Source organism: Novosphingobium sp. ZN18A2 (genome assembly GCF_036784765.1).
Taxonomy (GTDB): domain Bacteria; phylum Pseudomonadota; class Alphaproteobacteria; order Sphingomonadales; family Sphingomonadaceae; genus Novosphingobium.
The window spans coordinates 1,405,959-1,427,791 of sequence record NZ_CP136651.1; the positions used below are offsets into that span (position 1 = coordinate 1,405,959).

The following is a 21,833-nucleotide window of genomic DNA, read 5'->3' on the forward strand; positions in this document are numbered from 1 at the left end:
TTTAATCACCGGGTCCACCTTGTCTTTCGTTTCCCTTGGTCCCCTTGTGCTTTCGGCGGATCGCCTTGTCGCGGTTGTCGCCATCTGGCTGTTCGTGGCGCTTGTCGCGTTTGGCGGGCGCCGGTTGCGCCAGCCGGGCGAGCGCGCCGCGCTGTGGGCAACGGCGCTGGGGCTGGTGGCGGCAAGGGCAGGCTATGTCGCCGCGCATCTGGATAGTTTCGCCGCCGGTTGGGCAAGCGCCTTTGCGGTCTGGCAAGGCGGGTTCATGGTTCCGGCGGGGCTGGTCGTGGCCGCGCTGGTGCTGGTCGTGATGCTGCGCGGCGCAAGGGCGAGGGGGCTTGCGCTTGCCGCTCTGGCAGCGACAAGCGCGGCGTCGCTGGGCGTGCTTGCGCTGATCGGTCCCGCACCCGTGCCACTGCCGAAAGTCGCGCCGCTGGAACGCCTTTCGGGTGCGCCGCTTGACTTTGCCGGTTTCAGGGGGCGGCCGGTGGTTATCAACCTTTGGGCCACGTGGTGCCCGCCCTGCCGCCGCGAATTGCCGCTTCTGGCCGAAGCCGCGAAGGATTCGACCGTGCCGATCGTGCTGGTCAATTCGGGAGAGGATGCCGCGCAGGCCGGACGCTTCCTAGCGCGCGAGGGGATCGCGCCAGATCACGTCGCGTTGGACCCTGCCGCGTCGCTGGCGCAGGCAATCGGGGTGAAGGGCTATCCGGTGACGCTGTTCATCGACGCGCACGGCATGATCGTGCAAAGGCACACGGGCGAAATCGGGCGGGCAGGGCTTGCCGACGGAATTACCGAGATCGAGAAGGAAGAGTGATGACCTTGCGTTCAATCCTTGCGGCACTGGCCGCCGTTGCCATGCTGGGCGCCGCACCGCAGGCGATGGCGGGCAATATCGCGCAGACGATGGCGGTGTTCACCGACAATCCGCTGGCGCCCAAGGTTACGCCGCGCAGCTATGACGTGACGATCGTCGAGTATTTCGATTACGCCTGCCCCTATTGCAAGCGCATGGAACCGGTGCTGGAGCAACTGGTGGCAAGCGATCACAAGGTGCGCATCGTCTATCGCGACTGGCCGGTGATCCGGCCGGAATCGCGCATCGCCGCCCGGCTGGCCATCGCATCGCAATACCAGGGCAAGCATGCCGCCTTCCACGATGCGCTGTTCAACGTGCCGGGGCGGCTGAACGACCAGTCGATCCGCGCGGCGGCAAAGACGGCGGGCGTCGACTGGAAGCGGCTGGAGGCGGACGAGAAGGCCCATGCCGCCGATATCGACAAGCTTCTGGCCGAAACCGATTTCCACGCGCAGAAGCTGGGCCTGCAGGGCACGCCGGCTCTGCTGGTGGGCAATCACCTGCTGCGCGGCGCGGTGGACCTGCCGACACTTAAGCGCGTGGTCGCCGCGGTGCGCGCCGAGGAGGCCGGAGGCAATGCTCCGGCGTAATGCCTGCGCGCGATGCGTCAGCGTCCGGCGTAGAGCAGCGATCCGGGGCCGAGCCGGGTCAGCACTTCGTGGATGACGTCGCGCGAAACCGCGAAACACCCCTCGCTCCGGCCAACGCGGCCGTGGTTGGTGGCCATGTTGCGGTTCACGTAACTGGCCGAATGGATCACGATGGCGCGCGGCATGGCAAGGTTGTTTTCGGGGTCCAGCCCGATCAGCCGGCGCGATCTGCCGTGCTTGCCCGAATATTCGTTGCTGGTGACATAGGCGCCGCGCGACGTGGCGTTGGAACCGGGCCGGTTGGAAAAGCTTTGCACCCAGCCGGTATTGCGCGGATCGGAGCCGCGCCCGTGCGAGACGAGGTAGCTTTCCAGCACGCGCCCGCCCGCGATGTCGACAAGGTGGAACCGCGCATCGCCCGAATTCCGGGAAAAGTCGGCGATAGCCACGACATTCCGGTTGGGAATGTGCCCGGCGTGCGATTGCAGCGCGGCGCGCGCTTCATCAAGCAGCGGCGGCCGTTCTCCGGCCTTGACGGCGGCAAAGGCGCGCGGCGATACGATTCCGGCCGTTCCGGCAACCATGCCGCCAAGGATGCGGCGTCGGTCATATACCATATATTGCGATCCCTTATAATTGATCCCAACTATATGTTGTGCTTATCGCGTGAATTCCAAGGGGGAACAGCCAATGTTTCGTAAACGCGCGTTGTCGATTTTCGGCGGGATGGCACTGGCCTTTCCGGCGCTTGCCGGCGCGCAAGTGCCCGGCTGGACCGACGCCGATATCGCGGTGCTGCGCCAGCAGGTTGCCGCGGCCCCGGCAGACGCCTTGCCCGCGCCGTCCACCGCCGCGCTGGACAGGGCTGTTGCATCGGGCGACCGCGCCGCGATGGATGTGGCGGCGATGGCGCTCGCCACGCGGTTGGCGCGCATGCATCTTCTGGGCACGGCGACCGGAGCGCAGAAGGCGGGATGGAATATCGAGGATACCGACAAGCGGATCGACATTGCGCCGCTGCTGGTGAATGCGCTGGCAAGCGGAACGCTGGGAACGTTCTTCACCGGGCTTGATCCGCAGGACCCGGAATATGCGGCCTTGCGCCGCGCCTATGCCGCCGAAACCGATGAAAAGCGCCGCGCGACGATCGGCAAGAACATGGAACGGTGGCGCTGGATGCCCCGTTCGCTGGGACCGGATCACGTGCTGGTGAACGCGGCGGCGTTCCAGGCGCGGCTTACGCGCGGCGGCAAGCCGGATGGCAGCTGGCGCGTGATTGTGGGCAAGACGAGCACGCCCACGCCCGTGTTCCACACCGATATCACCGGCGTGATCTTCAATCCCTGGTGGGAAGTGCCCGCCAGCATCGTGCGCGAAAGCGTGGGGGCGCTGGTCCGGCGTCATCCGGCGACGGCGCGGGCGCGGGGGTACGTGGTGCAGAACGGGCGCTATCGTCAGGCGCCGGGGCCGAACAATGCACTGGGGCAGATGAAACTGGTCATGCCCAACAGGTTCAGCGTGTTCATGCACGATACGCCCAACCGCACCCTGTTCGAACGCGAGAACCGGGCGCTGAGCCACGGTTGCGTGCGCACCGACGATGCGATCGGGTATGCCGCGACGCTTCTGCAAGGGGTGAAGACGCGCGAAGAGATTGACGCGATCGTCGAAAGCCGCAAGACGACGCAAGTCGACCTTGCGCGGCCGATGCCGCTCTACATCGCCTATTTCACCGCCGGAACCGACGCCGGCGGGGCCGTCGTCACCTACAAGGACATCTACAAGCGCGATGTGCGCGTGCCCGCGCCGCCGGCCGCCAATATCCCCTGCACGGATTGATTGGTCCTGACCCTGGCATAAGCCGACCGGAATGGGCATGGGCAATGGACGCGCGCGCGCGCCTTTGCCATAGCCGCGCGCGATGAGTTACGCGCTGATCCGTCCCGCCGTCTTCCTGCTCGATCCCGAGCGGGCCCACCGCCTGTCGATTGCGGCGCTGAAGTGGATGCCCAGGCGCGCGCCCGCGCCCGGGGGCGGCCCGCTTTCCACAACGGTCGCCGGCCTGGCCTTTCCCAATCCGCTGGGGATGGCGGCGGGTTTCGACAAGGATGGCGAAGTGCCCGATGCAGTGCTGGGCCTGGGGTTCGGGTTTACCGAAGTCGGCACCGTCACGCCGCGCCCGCAGCCGGGCAATCCGAAGCCGCGCCTGTTCCGGCTGGAAGAAGACCGCGCGGTCATCAACCGCTTCGGCTTCAACAGCGGCGGGGGAGAGGCGGCGGCGGAACGGCTGGCGGCGCGCGCGGGGCGGCTCGGTATCGTTGGCATAAACATCGGGGCGAACAAGGAATCGGCGGATCGCATTGCCGATTATGCGGCGATGACGCGGCTGATGGCGCCGCTTGCCAGCTATCTTGCGGTGAATATCTCAAGCCCCAATACGCCGGGCCTGCGCGCGCTGCAGGACGAAGGCGCGCTGACCGGCCTTCTGGATGCGGTTCTGGCCGCGCGGGGCGAGGGCGGGCCGCCCGTTTTCCTGAAGGTCGCCCCCGATCTTGAGCCTGCCGATATCGATGCCATTTCGCGCATCGCGATCGATCGCGGGCTGGGCGCGCTGATGGTCAGCAACACCACGATTTCGCGTCCGCCGCTGCAATCGCGCTTTGCGGCGGAGACGGGCGGGCTTTCGGGCGCGCCCTTGCGCGATCTTGCGCAGCAGCGGCTGAAAGACTTCCGCATGGCGACGGGCGGGGCGATTCCGTTGATCGGGATTGGCGGCATAACGTCCGGCGCGGATGCATGGGAGCGCATCCGCGCCGGAGCCAGCCTCGTGCAACTGTACAGCGCCATGGTTTACCAAGGCCCCGGCATTGCCCGGCGTACCTTGCGCGACCTCGAAGGGCTGATGCGGCGCGAGGGCTTCAAATCTGTCGCCGAGGCGGTGGGGACCGCCTGACGCTTGGTTTGATGCCGCTATCGCGCCGGTACAACCGAAATGAGACGAGCGGTCCCATTCAAAGGGTCAGGTCGTCTTCCGGCTTGCTGTGAAATTGATGCCAGATGCCGTTGAGGATGCCGAAGCCGACTGCAAGGCCGACACCCAGGATCCATGAAAAATACCACATCGGAAGCTCTCCTTCGCGGGAATCGATGGCTGAAACCGGGGCTCAATAGAAATCCGGGTTGTTGCGAACCTGGTCCATGGTCACGCGGCCGAACATCACGCGATAGGCCCAGGCGGTGTAGGCAAGGACGATCGGCAGCAGGACCACGGTCACGATCAGCATGGTGAACAGCGTGCCCTTGCTGGAAGATGCGTTCCAGACCAGCAGGCTGGATTGCGCATCGATCGAACTGGGCAGGATGAACGGGAACATCGAAAGGCCAACCGTGGCGATGATGCCCGTCGTCGCCAGTGTCGATCCGGTAAAGACCAGCGCGTCCTTCGCCTTGCGGATGCCGATCAGCGCCACGAGCGGACCGGCAAGGCCGATCAGCGGGGCGATCAGCATCCAGGGATGGCTTGCGTAATTGGCAACCCACGCCCCTGCGGTGGGCAGGGTTTCCGTCAGGCGCGGGTTCGACGGGCCGCCCGGATCGGCGACGTTGGCGATGGCATAGCCGATTGCGCCATTCGCGACCCACAGGCCGCCGATGGCGAACAGCGCCACCGAAGCGATTGCCGCGACCTGGCCCCAACGGCGCGCGCGGTCCAGCACCGGGCCGGGCTCTGCCTTCATGCTCAGCCAGCCGGCGCCGTGAAGCACCAGCATCGTTACCGAAAGCAGCCCGGCCAGCAGCGCGAAGGGGGAGAACAGGCCCAGCAGGGAGCCTTCGTAGAACATACGCAAGTCATCGTCGAAGCGGAACGGCGCGCCGACAAGCACGTTGCCGACCGCCACGCCGAATACCAGCGCGGGCACCAGTCCGCCGGTGAACAGCGCCCAGTCCCAGCGCGTGCGCCAGCCGGTGTCTGCCCGTTTCGAACGGTACTTGAAGCCGACCGGGCGCAGGATCAGCGCCGCCAGCACCAGGAACATCGCGAGGTAAAAGCCCGAAAAGCTGACCGCATAGACCAGCGGCCACGCCGCGAAGATCGCGCCGCCGCCCAGGATGAACCACACCTGGTTGCCTTCCCACGTGGAAGCGACCGTGTTGATCACCATCCGTCGTTCCTCGTCGGTCTTCGCGACGAAAGGCAGCATCGCCATAGTGCCAAGGTCGAAACCGTCGGTCAGCGCGAAACCGATCAGCAGCACGCCAAGCAAGGCCCACCAGATCAGGCGCAGCGTTTCGTAATCGAAGGGAATAGCCATCTTACCAGTATCCTTCGCTTGGGCTTATTCGGCGGGAACCGCGGTGAAGTCCGGGCCGGAAAGCGGCTCGTCCGGGCTGTTGGGCACGTGGCGCGGATCGTGTTCCGGACCGTGGCGGATGGTCGAAAGCATCAGCCGCACTTCTATCACCGCCATCGTGCCGTAAATCAGCGTGAAGCCGATGATCGTGGTCCACAACTGCGGCACGGTAAGGCTGGAATTGGCAAGGAACGTGGGCAGCACGCCGTCCACCGCCCAGGGCTGGCGGCCCAGTTCCGCAACAAGCCAGCCGATCTCCGCGGCAAGCCACGGCAGCGGGATAATCAGCACCGCCAGTTTCAGGAACCACTTGCGGTTGAACTTGCGCGTGCTCGAAAAATAGAACGCGGTGGCGAAGAACGCGATGAAGCCGAAGCCAAGCCCCGCCATGCCGCGAAACAGCCAGAACAGGGCGGGCACGTTGGGCACCGTGGACCATGCCGCCGCGTCCACATCCCTGGCGGTTGCCTGGCGCGGATCGGCGACATAACGTTTCAGCAGCAGGGCATAGCCAAGATCGTCCTGGCTTTCGGCCCAGGTCTGGCGGGCCGGGACGTTCGCGGGGTCTTTCTTCAGCGTCTGCAGCGCGTCATAGGCGAGGATACCGTGCGCGATGCGCTGCTTTGTCGTATCGACCAGTTCGGTAATCCCTTCGACCTTGCCGGTCAGGCTGCGCGTGGAAATCAGGCCCAGCACATAGGGAATCTTGACGTCCAGCCTGGTGTCGCGGCCGCTGTTCGAAGGCAGGCCGAAGATGCTGATCCCGGCGGGGGCCGGCTCGGTGTGCCATTCGGCCTCAATCGCGGCCAGCTTCATTTTTTGGTTGTCGGTAAGCGCGTATCCGCTTTCATCGCCCAGCACCACGACCGAGAGAGAGGCGGCAAGCCCGAAGGCCGCGGCCACCGTAAAGCTGCGCTTGGCAACCTCGCAGTGGCGGCCTTTCAGCATGTAGTATGCCGATACGCCCAGCACGAAGACCGACGCCGTCACGTATCCCGCGCTGACCGTGTGAACGAACTTGGCCTGGGCAACGGGGTTGAACAGAACGTCATAGAAGCTGGTCACTTCCATGCGCATCGTCGCGGGATTGAAGGCAGAGCCGGTCGGGTGCTGCATCCAGCCGTTGGCGATCAGGATCCACAGCGCGGAGAGGTTGGAGCCGAGCGCGACCATGAACGTGGCGAACAGGTGCTGGCGCTTGGTCAGGCGCTCCCACCCGAAAAACATCAGGCCGACAAACGTCGCTTCAAGGAAGAAGGCCATCAGCCCTTCGATGGCCAGCGGCGCGCCGAAGATATCGCCGACATAGTGCGAATAGTATGACCAGTTGGTGCCGAACTCGAATTCCATCGTCAGGCCGGTGGCCACGCCCAGCACGAAGTTGATGCCGAACAGCTTGCCCCAGAAGCGCGTGATGTCGCGCCAGATGGGCCTGTCCGTCATTACATAGACGCTCTCCATTATGACGAGCAGGAACGAGAGGCCCAGCGTGAGCGGCACGAACAGGAAATGGTAAAGCGCGGTCAATGCGAACTGGAGCCGCGAAAGCTCCACAACAGCCATGTCGATCATGATTCCTCGGCGCCTTCGGTCAAAAGTTGGGTTGGGATAGACTCGGCGGGAGTGATATGTCCGCATTTAGGGGAGTGACAGCGGCTCGTCAACATCATACTTACACGATAAATGAAACTGAAAAAATCAGGATTGGCGGCGGCTGCCCTGGCCGATGTCGCCGGTGCCGCGCTGTTTGCCTACGGTATCGCGAGCGCGGCTGCCGCACTGGCGGATGGCGCGCGCGTGGGATGGCTTGCGCCCGTGGCATTGTTGGGCGGCGCGGTAATCCGGGCGGGTGCGATCCTGTGGGGGCAGGATATCGCCGCGCGGCATGGCGACGCACTGGCGGCCATGTGGCGCAATCGCATTGTGCCGCGCATGCTGGGCGGGCGGCTTTCGCGCCCGCTGGCGAGCGGTGAGGCCGCGTCGCTGGCGGTAGAGCACGTCGCCGCGATTGAGGGCTATGGCACGCGCTTCGTGCCCGCGCGTGTTGGTGCGACGCTTGGCCCGCTGTTCGTTCTGGCCTTCGTCTTTCCGGCCAGCTGGTTTTCCGGGCTGATCCTGGTTGGAACTTTCATTCCGTTCGTGTTCGGCATGGTCCTGGCCGGTCACGCCGCGCGCCGCGCGTCGGAGCGCCAGCTTTCCGCCCTGTCGGCCATGTCCGCGCTCTTCGTGGACCGCGTGCGTCACTTGCCGCTGATCCGCCATTTCGGGGCCGAAGACCGGATGGCGCGGCAGGTCTCGGTGGCAACGCGGGCGGTGGCCGAACGGACGCTGGCGGTTTTGCAGGTGGCGTTCCTTTCGGGTGCGATCCTGGAATTCTTCGCGTCGCTGGCGATTGCATTGGTGGCGGTCTATTGCGGGTTCAGCCTGTTGGGCCTGCTTCCGTTCGCCCCGCCGGAGGCGCTGACGCTTCAGCGCGCATTCTTCGTTCTGGCGATGGCGCCCGAATTCTATCTGCCGATGCGGCGGTTGGCGGCGGCTTATCACGAAAAGCAACTGGGCGAAGCGGCGATGGCTGCGATCGAGGCGATAGAAGGGCAATCGCCCGATGCGGTTGCGGCGGCCCCCCGGTTTTCCGGACTGGCGCTGAACGACCTTGAAATCGCCTATCCCGGCACGCGCATCGGTCCGGTTTCGCTCTCGCTGGAAGGGGCCGGGATGGTGGCGCTTACCGGCCCCACCGGAAGCGGGAAGAGCAGCGTTCTGGCGGCGATTGCCGGGCTGGTCGATCCCGCCGCCGGCACGGTCGCGGGCGCGGACGGTGGGCCGCCGCCCGGCAAGGCGCTGATCGCCGTCGCCGCGCAACAGCCGCTTCTGCTTCCCGCCACACTGGCGCAGAACATCGCGCTCGCCCGTCCCGATGCGCCGCGGGTCGAGATAGAGGACGCTGCCCGCCGCGTCGGCCTGCAGCCGTTGCTGGCAAGCCGAGCGCAAGGGTTGGACATGGCGATCGACCACACAGGGGCCGGCCTGTCGGGAGGCGAGCGGCGGCGCATCGGACTGGCGCGCGCCTTGCTGTCGCAGCGGCCGCTGCTTCTGCTGGATGAGCCGACGGCCGACCTGGACGCCGCATCTGCACGGGAAATCGCCGCGCTTGTGGCCGGGCTTTCGAAAGACAAGGCGGTGGTCGTCGCCACGCACGATCCGCAGGTTATCGCGCTCGCGCAAGCGGAGGTGCGGCTGTGAGCGGCGAGGTGCGCAATATTCCCGCGGCGATCTCCGCGCTGGCGGACGGGCCGGAAACCCGCGCCCGCATCCGGCTGGCGGCGCTGGCCGCGGCGGCGGGCGGGATTTCCGGCGTGCTGCTGCTGGCGATTTCCGGATGGTTCCTTACCGCGGCGGCCGTTGCCGGGGCAGCCGGACCAGCGGTGGCGGCGGGTTTCAATTACCTGATTCCCAGTGCGCTGATCCGCCTGCTGGCGATCTTGCGCACGGTTGGCCGTTACGGAGAGCGTGTGCTGTCCCATCGCGCCGCCTTGCTGGCCATGGCGGACCTGCGTGCCGGGCTGTTCCGCCGCCTTGCCGAACAGGATACGCGCACCGCACCCGCGCTTTCCGGCGGCGATGCCAGTGCGCGGCTGATCGGCGATATCGATGCGCTGGAAAACCTTGTGGTGCGGCGGCCGTTGCTGGCGGGCAGTATAGCCAGCGCGATTGCCGGCGCGGCGTTGACGCTGCTGGCGGGCTGGCTGGCGGGCCTTGCACTTGCCGTGCTTCTGGCGACGCTGCCGCCCGTGATCACCCGGCTGTCGCGGCGCCTTGCCGCCCCGGCCGCGCGCGAGGCGGCTGACGCGCTGGGCGCGTTGCGCAGCCGCTTCGTGGAACTTGCCGCCGCCCGCACCGAAATCGCCGCCTATGGCATCGTCGCGCAAGCGGCGGAGACACTCACGCCCGATATAGACCGCTTCCGCGCGGCCAGGCGCACGTTGGTTGCCACCGAAGCGAAGCTGGGGGCCGTGATCGCGCTTTATGGCGGCGTGGCCGTGGCGCTGGTGCTGATGCTGGCGGACGCGGGCGCGGCGTTGACCGCGCTGGGCGCATTGGCGGCGGCAGGCGCGGCGGAAGCGATGGCCGCCTTCGCCCAGTCGAACATCAAGGATGCCGGCGCGGCGGAAAGCATGGGTCGCCTGCTGGCGCTGGAAAATGCCGACGCGCCCACCGTCCAACCGGTCGTGACGGAAGGGAACGCCGCATTGACGCTGGGCACGCAGCTATATCCTCAGGGCGCGCGCGTTGCCGTATGCGGCCCTTCCGGTTCCGGAAAAACGATGCTTCTTGAACAGCTTGCGGGAGAAAGGTGGGCAAGCCTGCCCGTTGCTCTGGGTGGGGCCGCGCTCTCCGCGCTTCCCGCAAGCGCGATTGCGGCCGGCTTCTCCCTGTCGCCGCAGGATGCGCCGGTGGTGATCGGGACGGTGGCCGACAACTTGCGCGTCGCCCGCCCGCACGTGGACGAAGCGGCGATGTGGCGGGCGTTGGAACTGGCGTGTTTGGACGTGCGCGTGCGCGCGCTTCCCGGCGGGCTGGACACCCGCATCGGCGAAGGCGGGGTGGCGCTTTCGGGGGGAGAGCGCAAGCGGCTGTCACTGGCGCGTGCCGTGTTGGCGGAGCGGCCGTGGCTGCTGCTTGACGAGCCGACAGAGGGTCTAGACGCGCGGACAGAGGCAGAGCTTGTCCAGCGGTTGTCTGCATGGCTCGATCGCACGGGAACGGGGCTTGTCATCGCCTCGCACCGAGCCGCGCCACTTGCGCTGGCAAATCGGCGCATCGATGTGCAGGCGTTGCGGGAAAGTTCCTAGGATCTGACCTTAAGGGCGGGTCACGCGGGCGAAAACGGCCGCGCCGCCGGTGCCGCGAACCGGATCTGTGGGCGGCGCATCGGGCGATTTGCCCACAAGCCCGGCGCAGAATTCGTGCAGCTTCTGCAACGGCTCTCGGTTCAGGCTGTAGAATACCTGCTTGGCTTCGCGGCGCGCGGTGACAAGGTCCGCCTTGCGCAGCACGGCAAGCTGCTGCGAAAGGCCGGGCTGCGTAATCCCGGTGGACGCCTCTATATCGCCGACAGACCGTTCGCCGCCGATCAGCGCGGTCAGTAGCTCCAGCCTGACCGTATGGCCCAGAACGCGCAGCAGGTCCGCGTTGGTATCAAGATCGTCGCCGCTCATTTCCCGGCCTTTTCCGCGTCGGGCACGGTTGCATAGAACCAGTCGCTGGCGGTTTCCGAAGCCAGCACGTCGTCGATGGTGTGCAACGGTGCGCGCAGCAGGTCGTCCCCGTCCTGCCAGTCGGCGGGCGTCAGGACCGCGCCCTTGTCGGTTTTCCGCAACGCGGCGAGGATGCGCACCATCTCGTCGACCGAGCGTCCAATTTCCGAGGGATAGCAGGTCGATGCGCGAAGCGCGCCGTCGGGATCGAGGAAATATGTCGCCCGCACAGAGGCCGCATCGGGCGAATCCGCGCCGATCATTCCATAGGCACGCGCGATTTCCAGCGTGGGATCTTCGATAATCGGGAAATCGACCCGCACGTTGAAACGGTCGTGGATCATGCGGATCCACGCAAGGTGCGAAAACAGGCTGTCGACCGAAAGTGCAAGCAACTGGCAATCGAGCGCGGCAAAGCGCGGTTCGGCGCGGGCGAGGGCCACGAACTCGCTGGTGCAGACGGGCGTGAAATCCGCCGGGTGCGAAAACAGCACCACCCATTTGCCCCGGAATTCCGCCAGTTCGATCGGCCCGCGCGTGCTGCGCGCGCGGAAGTTGGGCGCGCGCTGGCCGATGCGCAGCGCCGGCGCGTCGGTCGGCTGGAACGTGCTGGCGGTCATTTCTCCGGGTTGCCCTTCGGTCATGCGATCTCCATCGCAGACACTTACACACTTACACGGTTAAGGCAAAACTGATTTAAGCGACATCCGGACGGAAAAGCGATGACGGCCGCGCAAGGTGCCCCGCAGGCCCGTTCCTATCCGCAGTCGCCAGTAAACATGCCGTAGGCGAACGAGCAGGCATAGCATCGAACGGCCTCTGCCGGATCGTCGAAGCCTTCCGACCATCCGCGCATTTCATATGCCGCGTTCAGCGTTGCGAGCAGCACTTGCGCGGCGATCAGCGGGTCCACGATGCGGATCGAACCTTCGGCAAAGGCATCTACCAGCATTCCCGAAAACCGCCGCGCCACGCGTTCGGAGCGTTGCAGCACCGTGTTGCGCCGCTCAATCGGCACGGCCTGGAGCGCGGCCGTGCGCAACAGCGGGGTGGGATCGCGGAATTGCAGGTCCAGCAGTTCGGCGATCGAGCTGACGATGCGCGTCCAGCCGTCCGCATCCAGCGAAAGGGCGGCAAGCTGGACGGCGGACAGGCGCTCGTAACTGTTTTCGAAGCATTGCAGGACCAGGTCGTCCTTGGCGTCATGGTGGTGATAGAAGCTGCCCTTGGTCACGTTCAGGCCGCTGGCGATGCTTTGCACCGATGCGCCCTTGTACCCGCGCTGATTGATCATCTGCGTGGCCATCCGCAGGAACTCGGCCTGCGGCCCCTGTTCCGCCGTGCGCGATCGCCAGCCTTCCGAATGGGGCAGGGGCAGGGGGGGCCAGTTCTTGCCGGGGAGGGCGATGCCATTCCCGATCACGTCCATCAGCCGGTCTTTCACGCGTTCGAAATCGCGCGAGGAATAAAGCGGCGTCCAAGCCGGCAGCCAGAACACGATCTCAAGCAGGATGTGCGCGCGTGCGGTGGACAGCCGCTTTTCCGCGTCGTCTTCCGGTTCGCCAAAGAAGCCGCGGATCTTGCGGAACAGCTTTACATAGCTGTCGTTCAATGCGCGCAGCATATCTTCCGGCAGGGTGCGCATTTCGGAAAGGACGGCGATCCTTCCTTCGCTGCCGCGCCGAATGGAATCGCGCAGGTCGATATGCATGCCCACCCAGTGCGCCACGCGTTCGCGCGGGGTGGGATGCGCGCCGGCCTCGTCCGCCATTGCGGACATCCGCTCTATCGTCGCGTCATAGACCGCCTGGACCAGTTGTTCCTTGCGCCGGAAATAATAGGTGATGCTGCTGGTGTTCAGCCCCACCATCCGCGCCACTTCCTGGAACGTGGTGCCCTTGATTCCGTGATCGTTCAGCAGGGTGGTCGCGGCGCGCACGATATCCTGCTTCTTCCGGCCGAAACGGTCGGGCTCGGCCGGATCTTCGCGTGATGTGGTGGCCGCCATCGTGATGTCTATTCCGTTGCTGCATTGACGAACAGCTTGCGCAATTCGCCCTTCAAAATCTTGCCGTTAGCATTGCGTGGCAGCGTTGCCTTGCTGAACACGATCCGAACCGGAATCTTGAACGCGGCAACGCGCGGGGCAAGCCACGCCTTCAGATCGTCCTCGTTCGCGCTTGTTCCGGGCGCGAGATAGACCACCGCCGCAGGCTCTTCCCCCAGAGTCTTGTGGGGAATGCCCACAAGGGCGGCGTCGGTTACGGCCGGATGTTCGTACAGCGCGTTTTCCACTTCGGAGGAATAGATGTTCTCGCCGCCACGGATGATCACGTCCTTCGCGCGGTCGACGATGAAGCAAAAGCCTTCCGCGTCGATCCGGGCAAGGTCGCCGGTACGCACCCAGCCGTCGACAAACGTTGCGGCGGTGGCTTCGGGTCGGTTCCAGTAGCCGGCGACTATCATCGGGCCGCGCGCCCACAATTCACCCACTTCCCCGGCGGGAAGAACGGTTACGCCGTCGTCCGCGCGAATTTCGATGTCGGCGACGGGCGCAGCCGGCCCGCACGAATCGGGGCGGTTGAGATAGTCCTCGGCGGAATGGTGGGTGACGGTGGCCATCGTTTCGGTCATGCCCCAGCCATTGCCGGGCAGGGCGCCGAAGGTCTGCCATATCGCCTGCACCAGTTCGGGCGCGGAAGGCGCGCCGCCATAGGCAATCGCTTCCAGAGACGAGAGATCGTAGGCCTCGCGATCAGGATGCTCGATCAACTGCCAGGCGATGAATGGCACGCCGCCGGTCAGCGTCACCTTCTCGCGCTCTATCAGTTCGAACGCCTTCACCGTGTCCCACTTGCGCATGAACACCAGCGTATTGCCCGCGAAGAGCGATCCCATCAGCGTGGCGCTGCACGCGGTTACGTGGAACAGCGGGATCACGATCAGCCCGGTGCGGTGCCGGGGCGCGGGTGGCGCTTCGCCACGGCGCAAGGCTGCCTGCGCCCCCGAATAGGCGCTGGTGACGATGTTGGTCACAAGGTTGCGATGCGTGCCCAGCGCGCCCTTGGGCTTGCCGGTGGTGCCGCTGGTGTAGAAAATCGTTGCCGGATCGTCCGGCGCGATGTCGGCGGCTGGCAGGTCGCGGGCGGGAAGCGCGGCATAATCGTGCGGCGTCCCGATCAGGTCTTCCAGCAGCGTAACCCCGTCGGGCTTGCCGGCCGCGCGCGTTACAATGACCGTTTCCAGCGCCGGGCATTCGCCGCGATGGTCCGCGATCCGTTCCCAGCGTTCGGCGTCTGCGACCAGCGCCTTGCAGCCGCTGTTTTCAAGCCCGAAGGCAAGTTCGGGGCCGGTCCACCAGGCGTTGAGCGGCACCGCGATGGCGCCGAGCACGGTCACCGCGAAGAAGCACACGCTCCATTCGGGCAGGTTGCGCATGGCGATGGCGACACGATCACCCTTTCCGATCCCGCGCGCGCGAAGTGCGTGCGAAAGAGTGGCGACCGCCTTGTGCCAGTCCGCGAACGAAACCCGCTCGTCCTCGAACACATGGAACGTGCGGTCGCCGTGTTCGATCGCCTTGCCGGCAAGTGCGGCAAGGCTGGGCAGGGCGTTCTTCCAGACGCGCGTGGGGACGCCGCGCACCTCCACCGTTTCCATCTCGAACGGGGTTCCCGGTGCGCAAAGCGTTTCGCGCACCTTTTCGATCCGCATTGCGGGCCAGTTGTCAGGGATGACGAACGTTCCGCGTGGCGCGGTTGCCGGTTCGCCCATCTATTCTCTCCCGTTCGTTCGGCCCGCCGTTCGCGGCGTGGCGGTTTTATGCCCCGTTGTTCATCCCGTGCGCCGGTCAAGCGCCGGGTCCAGCACCTGTCCTTCGTCAAGTTGCACGCCGAAGGTGTTCAGCATCATGGATACCTGGGTGTACTGTCCGACCGTGAAGACCAGGTCCATCCGGCCCCGGTCGCCCAGGTCCGAAAGTGCGGCCCAGGTTGCGTCGGTAATGAAATGTTCGCGCACCAGTTCGTCGCACGCGGTCAGCGCCGCGCGGTCGAGACCGGACCAGCCAGGCGCATCGGGGCCTTGCTTGATCGCTTCGATTTCTTCGGCGGTAAGCCCGGCATTCAGCCCGATGCGCGTGTGCTGTGTGAATTCGTAACCCGATCCGCACAGGAACCCGGTGCGCAGGATCACGATTTCGCGCAACCGTGCATCGAGGCTGTTCTTGCGCGACAGCGTATAGCTGCCCCAGCCGAGAAAGGCTTTCAGCGCCTCCGGTCCGCGCGCCAGCGTGCGGAAGATGTTGAGCACCTGCCCCCGCTGCATGACGGGGGCAAGCGCATCGGCCTGTTCCGCGTCGATCCGGTCAAGGTCGACCGGATCGATCCGCGGAGACGAGAGCCGCATCAGAGAACCTCGAACAGGCCCGCGGCGCCCATGCCGCCACCCACGCACATGGTGACGACCACGTATTTCACGCCGCGACGCTTGCCTTCGATCAGCGCGTGCGCGGTGCAGCGCGCGCCGGTCATGCCATAAGGGTGGCCGATGGAGATCGCCCCGCCGTTAACGTTGAACCGATCGTTGTCGATGCCCAGCTTGTCACGGCAATAGAGCGCCTGCACCGCGAAGGCCTCGTTCAGTTCCCAAAGGCCGATGTCGTCGATCTTGAGGTCGAACCGTTCAAGCAACTTGGGAATGGCGAAAACCGGGCCGATGCCCATTTCGTCAGGCTCTGTTCCCGCGACGGCCATGCCGACATAGCGGCCCAGCGGCGCAAGGCCCCTTTTCGCTGCAAGCGCCGCTTCCATCACCACCACGGCGGCGGAACCGTCCGAAAGCTGGCTGGCGTTGCCCGCGGTGACGATCCCGTCCGCCAGAACGGGGTTGAGCGCGGCGAGCGTTTCGAGCGTTGTTTCGGGGCGGTTGCCTTCGTCCCTGGTGATCGTCACGTCCTTGAACGAGACTTCGCCCGTCTCCTTGTTCATCACGCCCATCGTGGCATCGCAGGCGACGATTTCGTCATCGAACTTGCCGGCTGCCTGCGCGGCGGCGGTGCGCTGCTGCGACTGGAAGGCATATTCGTCGCACTGTTCGCGCGTGATGCCGTACCGCTTGCCCACGACTTCGGCGGTCTGGAGCATCGGCATGTAGATCGCGGGATGCATTTCCATCAGCGACTTGTCAGGGCCGACGCGCATTTCCTTGGTCTGGACCAGGCTGATCGATTCCTGCCCGCCCGCGGCGACCACGTCCATTCGGTCAATCACCACCTGTTTCGATGCGGTGGCAATGCTCATCAGGCCGGAAGAGCACTGGCGGTCCATGCTCATGCCCGAAACGGTGACGGGAAGCCCCGCGCGCAGCGCCACCTGTCGTGCGATATTGCCGGCCTGATTGCCCTGCTGCAGTGCCGCGCCCCACAGCACGTCATCAACTTCGGCGCCTTCGATCCCCGCGCGCTCTACCGCGGCCTTCAGCGAATAGGCGCCCAGCGTTGCACCGGCAGTGGCGTTAAAGCCGCCCTTGTAGGCGCGGCCAATGGGTGTGCGGGCTGCACTGACGATAACGGCATCGCGCATGGAAAATCTCTCCCGTTGGAACTGGTGGCCGGCAGCTTGCCGGGCGTCATGAACCTTCTAGACTCGGGGCGAGGCTCAGGCAAGACGGCGAAATTGCCGTCCCGAAAAGGCGGTATGGCGAAATAGCTTCGGGCGATCCCTTGGTTTCCGTAACGTAAAGTAGGAAATTTGCAGGTGCTGGTCACTATGGACCTTGCGCCGGGCTTGCGTCTGCTTCGATTCAAAGTTTACGGTATGGTCGAAAACAAGCCGGAGCCTCCGCGTCCGGAACGGTGTCCGGACAGGGAGAGAATGCGGCTGTGAGCCTTGGTGATCTTGTAAAGCGCATCGAACCGTCGGGGGGCGGATTCGTGCTCCATGGCGCGGACGGCTGGACGCAGGGGCGCACGATGTATGGGGGCGCGTCCACGCTGATCGCTTATGCGGCAGCGCGGCGCGCGTTTGCCGATCTTCCACCCTTGCGGGGCGCGCAGGTGGGTTTCGTGGGTCCGGTGGGCGAGGATCTTGATATTTCGGTGTCGATGCTGCGCCAGGGGCGCAACGTCTCGCAAGTCGTTACCGACATGTTCTGCGATGGCCAGATCGTGCATCGCTGCCTGTGGCTGTTCGGCAGCGCGCGAGAGCCGAACGCGAAGGTCGAGCCGCAGCGGGTGGAGGGCGTTTTGGCGGTCGATACCGCGGACGAGATGCCGCCGCCGATGGACAACCTCCATTTCATCCGAAAGCTTGAGCTTCGCCGTGCGGAAGGCAGAGGCGGTTCGCGGCCCGGCACGGTGCGTCGCTGGGCCCGTTTCCGCGAACGTTCGGGCCTCGATCCGATCGGTGAACTGCTTGGCATTGGCGATGCGCTGCCGCCCGGATCGATGCGCACGATGCGGCGGCGCGGCCCGATCAGTTCGATCAACTGGTCGCTTACCCTGCTCAACGACCATCCGCAGACGCGCGATGGCTGGTGGCTGCTGGAAACATCGTCGAACTTCGCGGATGACGGCTTCAGCAGCGAAACGCTGCGGTGCTGGAATGCTGACGGGGTAGAAGTTATGCGCGGCCTGCAAAGTGTCGCGATATTCGGATAGGGATTCAGCTTATGGGCGAGATGATTTCAGCGGCACAGGCCGGGTTCGACGAAGGCCGGCTGGCGCGGATCGGAGCCTTCGTTGACGAAGCCTATGTCTCGCCGGGCAAGTTGCCTTGCGCTCAGCTTCTGCTGGCGCGCGGCGGCAAGCCCTTTCACCGCTTTTCGATCGGACAGGCGCGCGCCGATGGTACGCCGGTGCGCGACGATACGATCTTCCGCATCGCTTCGATGACCAAGCCGATCACGTCGATCGCGTTCATGATGCTGGTAGAGGAAGGCAAGGTCGCGCTTGACGATCCGGTGACGCGCGTGATCCCCGAATTCGCGCGGCTGGGCGTCTATACCGGCGGGGGCGGGGAAGTGGACTTCATGCCCGCAGGCCCCGCGGCGCAGATGCGCATGGTGGATCTTCTGGCGCATATGTCCGGGCTGACATACGGCATACAGAATCGCACCAACGTGGATGCCGCCTATCGCAAGGGCGCGCTGGACGGGCATCGCAAGCTGCCGGGCAACGATCACTTCCTAGAAGAGCTGTCAAAGATCCCGCTGGAATTCTCTCCTGCATCAAGCTGGAATTACTCGGTTTCCACCGACGTTATCGGCACGATTGTCGCCCGCCTTTCAGGCATGAGCCTGGGCGAGTTCTTCCGTACCCGCATTTTCGAACCGCTGGGCATGATCGACACCGGGTTCCACTGCCCGCCGGAAAAGGCCGACCGGCTGTGCGATGCCTGGCAATATGTTCCGGGCAAGCCGCCAAAGCTGATAGAGAAAGCATCCGGCAGCAACTTGACCAGGCCCGCGCAGTTCGAAAGCGGCGGGGGCGGCCTGCTATCTACGCTGGACGACTATCACCGCTTCTGCGCGATGCTGATCGGGCGCGGTGCGGCAAACGGCGCGCGGATCGTTTCGCCCAAGACGCTGGACCTGATGACGCGCAATCACCTGCCGGGCGGCGCCGACCTGACCGAGATGTCAAAGTCGCTGTTCAGCGAAGCCTATAATGCGGGAACCGGCTTCGGCCTTGGCTTCGGCATAACGCTGGACCCGGCGCGCACGCTTGTTCCGGGCACGCCCGGCGAGTTTTTCTGGGGCGGCATCTATTCCACCGCGTTCTTCGTCGATCCGGTCGAAAAGCTGCACATGGGTTTCATGACCCAGCTTCTGCCGTCATCTTCCTATCCCATCCGTCGTCAGCTCAAGACGCTGATCTATGGCGCCATGACAGACAGTTACGCCTGATACCCGAGAGGATTTATCAAGATGTCCGATCCGCTTCCCGGTGCCAAGCAGCACATCGAGACCGCTCGCAAGGCGGCGGCCCGTGTTGACGATATTCCCGCCGATACCCCGCTGATCCCGATCAACAAGGTCGGCGTGATCGGCGCGGGAACGATGGGCGGCGGCATCACCATGAACTTCCTGACCGCGGGCATTCCCGTCACCATCGTCGAGCGTGAGCAGGAACCGCTGGACCGCGGCGTTGCGGTGATGCGCAAGAATTATGACCGCACCGTGTCGCGCGGCAAGATGGACGCGGCGCTGGCCGACGCGGCGATGGGCCGTCTTACGCCTTCCACCGATTTCCACGACCTTGCCGATTGCGACCTGGTGATCGAAGCGGTCTATGAATCGATGGACGTCAAGAAAGAGGTGTTCACCCGGCTTGACGGCATCGTGAAGCAGGGCGCGATCCTGGCAAGCAATACCAGCTATCTGAACGTGGACGAGATTGCCGCCGTCACCAAGCGGCCCGAAGCGGTGCTGGGCATGCACTTTTTCTCACCCGCCAACATCATGAAGCTGCTGGAAGTGGTGCGCGGGGCAAAAACCGGCAACAGCCAGCTTGCCACGGTGATGGACCTTTCGGTGAAGATCGGGAAAGTGCCGGTGGTTTCGGGCGTTTGCCACGGCTTTATCGGCAACCGCATGCTCAGCCCGCGCCAGCAGCAGGCGAACCAGCTGATCATGGAAGGCGCGAATTATTGGGACGTGGACGAAGTGCTGCTGGACTTCGGCTTCCCGATGGGGCCGTTCCAGATGGGCGACCTCGCCGGGCTGGACATCGGCTGGCACCGCGATCCCACGCGGATCGAAACGGTGCGCGAGGCGCTTTGCGCGGTCGGCCGCTGGGGCCAGAAAACCGGCAAGGGCTTTTACGACTACGATGAAAACCGCCAGCGCAAACCGTCGGAAGAAGTAAAGAAGATCATCGCCGATTTCGCCGCGAAGCAAGGCAACGAGCAGCGCGATATCGGCCGCGACGAGATATTCGAACGGCTGGTCTATCCGATGATTTCGGAAGGCGCGCTGATCCTTGAGGAGGGCATCGCGCAACGGGCGAGCGACATCGATACGGTGTGGCTCAACGGCTATGGCTGGCCCGCATGGACCGGAGGGCCGATGTTCTGGGCCGATCACGAAGGGCTGGGCAAGATCGTGGCGGGGCTGGAAAAGCATGGTCTTCCGGTCGCCCCGCTGCTGAAACGCAAGGCCGATGCCCGCGAAACCTTCAACTAAGGAAATCGCGATGCTGGTTGAAGAAATCGTCGAGGCGGATTTCATCCCCTACAGCGAAATCCTGCGCGCCCATGCCGCGCGCCGGGGCGATGCCATCGCGCTTGCCGACGAGGACCGGCGGGTCAGCTGGGCCGAAATGGACGTTCTGCTAGACCGCGTGGCCGCCGCGCTTCAGCGCGACGGCGTGGTGGCGAACGAGCCGGTGGCGATGGTCGGTGCCAATTCGGTGCCCTATGCGCTGACGTTCCTCGGCGCGATCCGGGCTGGCGCGGTGGCGGCCCCATTGACGACATCGGCCAATGCGGAGGCGCTTGTCGCCATGCTGAAGGACAGCGGCAGCCGCCTGCTGTTCTGGGACAAGGCCAGCGCGGAAAAGCTTGCGGGGCACGCATTGCCAGACGGCGTGAAGACGGTCGCCTGGGAAGACGGCGCGCCTGGCGTTCCGTTCGAGCAGTGGATGGAGCCTGCGGGGGCAAAGCCGGTCGAGCGGGTTCCCGATCCATCGGACCCTTTCAACATCATCTATTCATCGGGCACGACCGGCACGCCCAAGGGCATCGTGCAGAGCCACCAGATGCGGTATGAGCATATCCGCAGGACGGTCGCCGGCGGTTATGGCGACGATGCCGTGGTGATCAATTCCACGCCGCTCTATTCCAACACCACGCTGGTCAGTTTCCTTCCGGTGCTGGCGGGCGGCGGCAAGGCTGTTCTGATGCCGAAGTTCGATGCGCACAAATTCCTGCAACTGTCCGAGCGCGAGCGGGTGACGCACGCCATGCTGGTGCCGGTGCAATATCGCCGGATCATGGAATTGCCCGATTTCGACAGTTTCGATCTGTCCTCCTATCGGCTTAAATCCTGCACGTCCGCGCCGTTTCCCGCGTGGCTGAAGCGCGATATCCTCGATCGCTGGCCGGGCGGGCTGATGGAGGCCTATGGCATGACCGAGGGCGGCGGCACCTGCCTGCTGCTGGCGCACGAACATCCTGATAAGCTTCACACTGTCGGCCAGCCGCAAGCCGGGCACATCATCAAGCTGATCGACGAAGCGGGCAACGAGGTTCCGCAAGGCGAAATGGGCGAGGTTGTGGGCCATTCACCCGCTATGATGAACGGCTATCACGGCCAGCCCGGCAAGACGCGCGAAACGGAGTGGTATGACAAGGAAGGCCGCCGCTACATCCGCCACGGCGACCTTGCCCGTTTTGACGAGGACGGCTTTCTGATCCTGATGGACCGGTCCAAGGACATGATCATTTCGGGCGGGTTCAACATCTATCCCACCGATCTGGAAGCCGAGCTCACGCGCCAAAGCGCGGTTCGCGAAGCCGCCGTGGTGGGCGTTCCGTCAGACAAGTGGGGCGAAACGCCGCTTGCCATAATCGTTCTGGCCGATCCTTCGGCCGACCCGGACAGCATTCTTGCCGAAGCGAACAGCGCGCTGGGCAAGACGCAGCGCATCAGCGGCATCCGCGTGGTGGACGAACTGCCGCGCAGCCAGATCGGCAAGGTATTGAAGCGCGAATTGCGTGACAGGTTCGGAGGCAACCCGATCGCCAACGCGTGATCGCAACCGCAAGCGCAC

The 21,833-nt window shown here is 64.9% G+C and carries 19 protein-coding genes and 1 pseudogene; 10 read left to right on the plus strand and 10 right to left on the minus strand.

Annotated features, from left to right (window positions below; all coding sequences use genetic code 11):
* Positions 1-19: 19 nt before the first annotated feature.
* Entirely contained in the window at positions 20-820 is an 801-nt protein-coding gene (locus RXV95_RS07020) for a TlpA disulfide reductase family protein (protein ID WP_338468291.1), read from the plus strand.
* Positions 820-1,452 carry a DsbA family protein gene (locus tag RXV95_RS07025; protein WP_338468292.1) on the plus strand — a complete coding sequence of 211 codons (633 nt, stop codon included), beginning with the start codon at positions 820-822 and terminating at the stop codon, positions 1,450-1,452. Before RXV95_RS07020 ends, RXV95_RS07025 begins: the two co-directional genes overlap by 1 nt.
* A 17-nt stretch (positions 1,453-1,469) precedes the next feature.
* Here the strand turns inward: RXV95_RS07025 and RXV95_RS07030 are convergent, their stop codons facing one another.
* On the minus strand, positions 1,470-2,069 hold the full coding sequence (locus tag RXV95_RS07030; RefSeq protein WP_338468293.1) for a murein L,D-transpeptidase catalytic domain family protein: 600 nt from the start codon (positions 2,067-2,069) through the stop codon (positions 1,470-1,472).
* A gap of 73 nt (positions 2,070-2,142) precedes the next feature.
* Here RXV95_RS07030 and RXV95_RS07035 point away from each other — a divergent pair, with 73 nt between their 5' ends.
* Positions 2,143-3,291 (plus strand): L,D-transpeptidase family protein, encoded by a 1,149-nt coding sequence (locus tag RXV95_RS07035; protein ID WP_338468294.1) that lies wholly within the window; start codon positions 2,143-2,145, stop codon positions 3,289-3,291.
* 82 nt (positions 3,292-3,373) lie between these two features.
* Positions 3,374-4,405 carry a quinone-dependent dihydroorotate dehydrogenase gene (locus RXV95_RS07040; RefSeq protein ID WP_338468295.1) on the plus strand — a complete coding sequence of 344 codons (1,032 nt, stop codon included), beginning with the start codon at positions 3,374-3,376 and terminating at the stop codon, positions 4,403-4,405.
* A gap of 58 nt (positions 4,406-4,463) precedes the next feature.
* Here RXV95_RS07040 and cydX read toward each other — a convergent pair whose 3' ends face one another.
* The 3 genes from cydX to RXV95_RS07055 are packed head-to-tail and all read right to left on the minus strand — an operon-like array spanning position 4,464 to position 7,373.
* Entirely contained in the window at positions 4,464-4,574 is a 111-nt protein-coding gene (gene cydX, locus RXV95_RS07045; RefSeq protein WP_338468296.1) for a cytochrome bd-I oxidase subunit CydX, read from the minus strand.
* Positions 4,575-4,616: 42 nt separating this feature from the next.
* Positions 4,617-5,765 carry a cytochrome d ubiquinol oxidase subunit II gene (gene cydB, locus RXV95_RS07050; protein WP_338468297.1) on the minus strand — a complete coding sequence of 383 codons (1,149 nt, stop codon included), beginning with the start codon at positions 5,763-5,765 and terminating at the stop codon, positions 4,617-4,619.
* A 24-nt stretch (positions 5,766-5,789) separates the two neighbouring features.
* Positions 5,790-7,373 (minus strand): cytochrome ubiquinol oxidase subunit I, encoded by a 1,584-nt coding sequence (locus RXV95_RS07055; RefSeq protein WP_338468523.1) that lies wholly within the window; start codon positions 7,371-7,373, stop codon positions 5,790-5,792.
* A 135-nt stretch (positions 7,374-7,508) separates the two neighbouring features.
* Here RXV95_RS07055 and RXV95_RS07060 point away from each other — a divergent pair, with 135 nt between their 5' ends.
* A complete protein-coding gene (locus RXV95_RS07060; protein ID WP_338468298.1) occupies positions 7,509-9,047 on the plus strand; it encodes an ATP-binding cassette domain-containing protein in 1,539 nt (512 codons plus the stop codon).
* A complete protein-coding gene (locus RXV95_RS07065) occupies positions 9,044-10,657 on the plus strand; it encodes an ATP-binding cassette domain-containing protein (RefSeq protein WP_338468299.1) in 1,614 nt (537 codons plus the stop codon). Before RXV95_RS07060 ends, RXV95_RS07065 begins: the two co-directional genes overlap by 4 nt.
* A 9-nt stretch (positions 10,658-10,666) precedes the next feature.
* Here the strand turns inward: RXV95_RS07065 and RXV95_RS07070 are convergent, their stop codons facing one another.
* The 6 genes from RXV95_RS07070 to RXV95_RS07095 all read right to left on the minus strand — a co-directional run bounded on the left by RXV95_RS07070 (position 10,667) and on the right by RXV95_RS07095 (position 16,644).
* Positions 10,667-11,023 (minus strand): metalloregulator ArsR/SmtB family transcription factor, encoded by a 357-nt coding sequence (locus RXV95_RS07070; RefSeq protein WP_338468300.1) that lies wholly within the window; start codon positions 11,021-11,023, stop codon positions 10,667-10,669.
* Complete coding sequence (locus tag RXV95_RS07075) at positions 11,020-11,706, minus strand: peroxiredoxin (RefSeq protein WP_338468301.1); 687 nt, start codon at positions 11,704-11,706, stop codon at positions 11,020-11,022. Before RXV95_RS07075 ends, RXV95_RS07070 begins: the two co-directional genes overlap by 4 nt.
* A gap of 113 nt (positions 11,707-11,819) precedes the next feature.
* Positions 11,820-13,070 (minus strand): TetR/AcrR family transcriptional regulator, encoded by a 1,251-nt coding sequence (locus tag RXV95_RS07080; RefSeq protein WP_338468302.1) that lies wholly within the window; start codon positions 13,068-13,070, stop codon positions 11,820-11,822.
* Positions 13,071-13,078: 8 nt separating this feature from the next.
* On the minus strand, positions 13,079-14,836 hold the full coding sequence (locus RXV95_RS07085; RefSeq protein WP_338468303.1) for an AMP-binding protein: 1,758 nt from the start codon (positions 14,834-14,836) through the stop codon (positions 13,079-13,081).
* A gap of 60 nt (positions 14,837-14,896) precedes the next feature.
* Positions 14,897-15,469, minus strand: a complete 573-nt coding sequence (locus RXV95_RS07090) for a carboxymuconolactone decarboxylase family protein (protein ID WP_338468304.1) — start codon at positions 15,467-15,469, stop codon at positions 14,897-14,899.
* Positions 15,469-16,644, minus strand: coding sequence for an acetyl-CoA C-acyltransferase (locus tag RXV95_RS07095; RefSeq protein ID WP_338468305.1), 1,176 nt, complete (start codon positions 16,642-16,644; stop codon positions 15,469-15,471). Before RXV95_RS07095 ends, RXV95_RS07090 begins: the two co-directional genes overlap by 1 nt.
* A gap of 299 nt (positions 16,645-16,943) precedes the next feature.
* On the opposite strand from RXV95_RS07095, the gene RXV95_RS07100 reads away from it, so the two are divergent.
* The 4 genes and pseudogenes from RXV95_RS07100 to RXV95_RS07115 all read left to right on the plus strand — a co-directional run bounded on the left by RXV95_RS07100 (position 16,944) and on the right by RXV95_RS07115 (position 21,815).
* Positions 16,944-17,720, plus strand: a complete 777-nt coding sequence (locus RXV95_RS07100) for a thioesterase family protein (protein WP_338468307.1) — start codon at positions 16,944-16,946, stop codon at positions 17,718-17,720.
* Between the two features lie 20 nt (positions 17,721-17,740).
* Complete coding sequence (locus RXV95_RS07105) at positions 17,741-18,967, plus strand: serine hydrolase domain-containing protein (RefSeq protein ID WP_338468524.1); 1,227 nt, start codon at positions 17,741-17,743, stop codon at positions 18,965-18,967.
* Positions 18,968-19,009: 42 nt separating this feature from the next.
* A pseudogene (locus tag RXV95_RS07110) lies at positions 19,010-20,245 on the plus strand (3-hydroxyacyl-CoA dehydrogenase NAD-binding domain-containing protein); the annotation flags it as partial.
* A 10-nt stretch (positions 20,246-20,255) separates the two neighbouring features.
* A complete protein-coding gene (locus RXV95_RS07115) occupies positions 20,256-21,815 on the plus strand; it encodes a class I adenylate-forming enzyme family protein (protein ID WP_338468308.1) in 1,560 nt (519 codons plus the stop codon).
* The last annotated feature ends 18 nt before the right edge of the window (positions 21,816-21,833 follow it).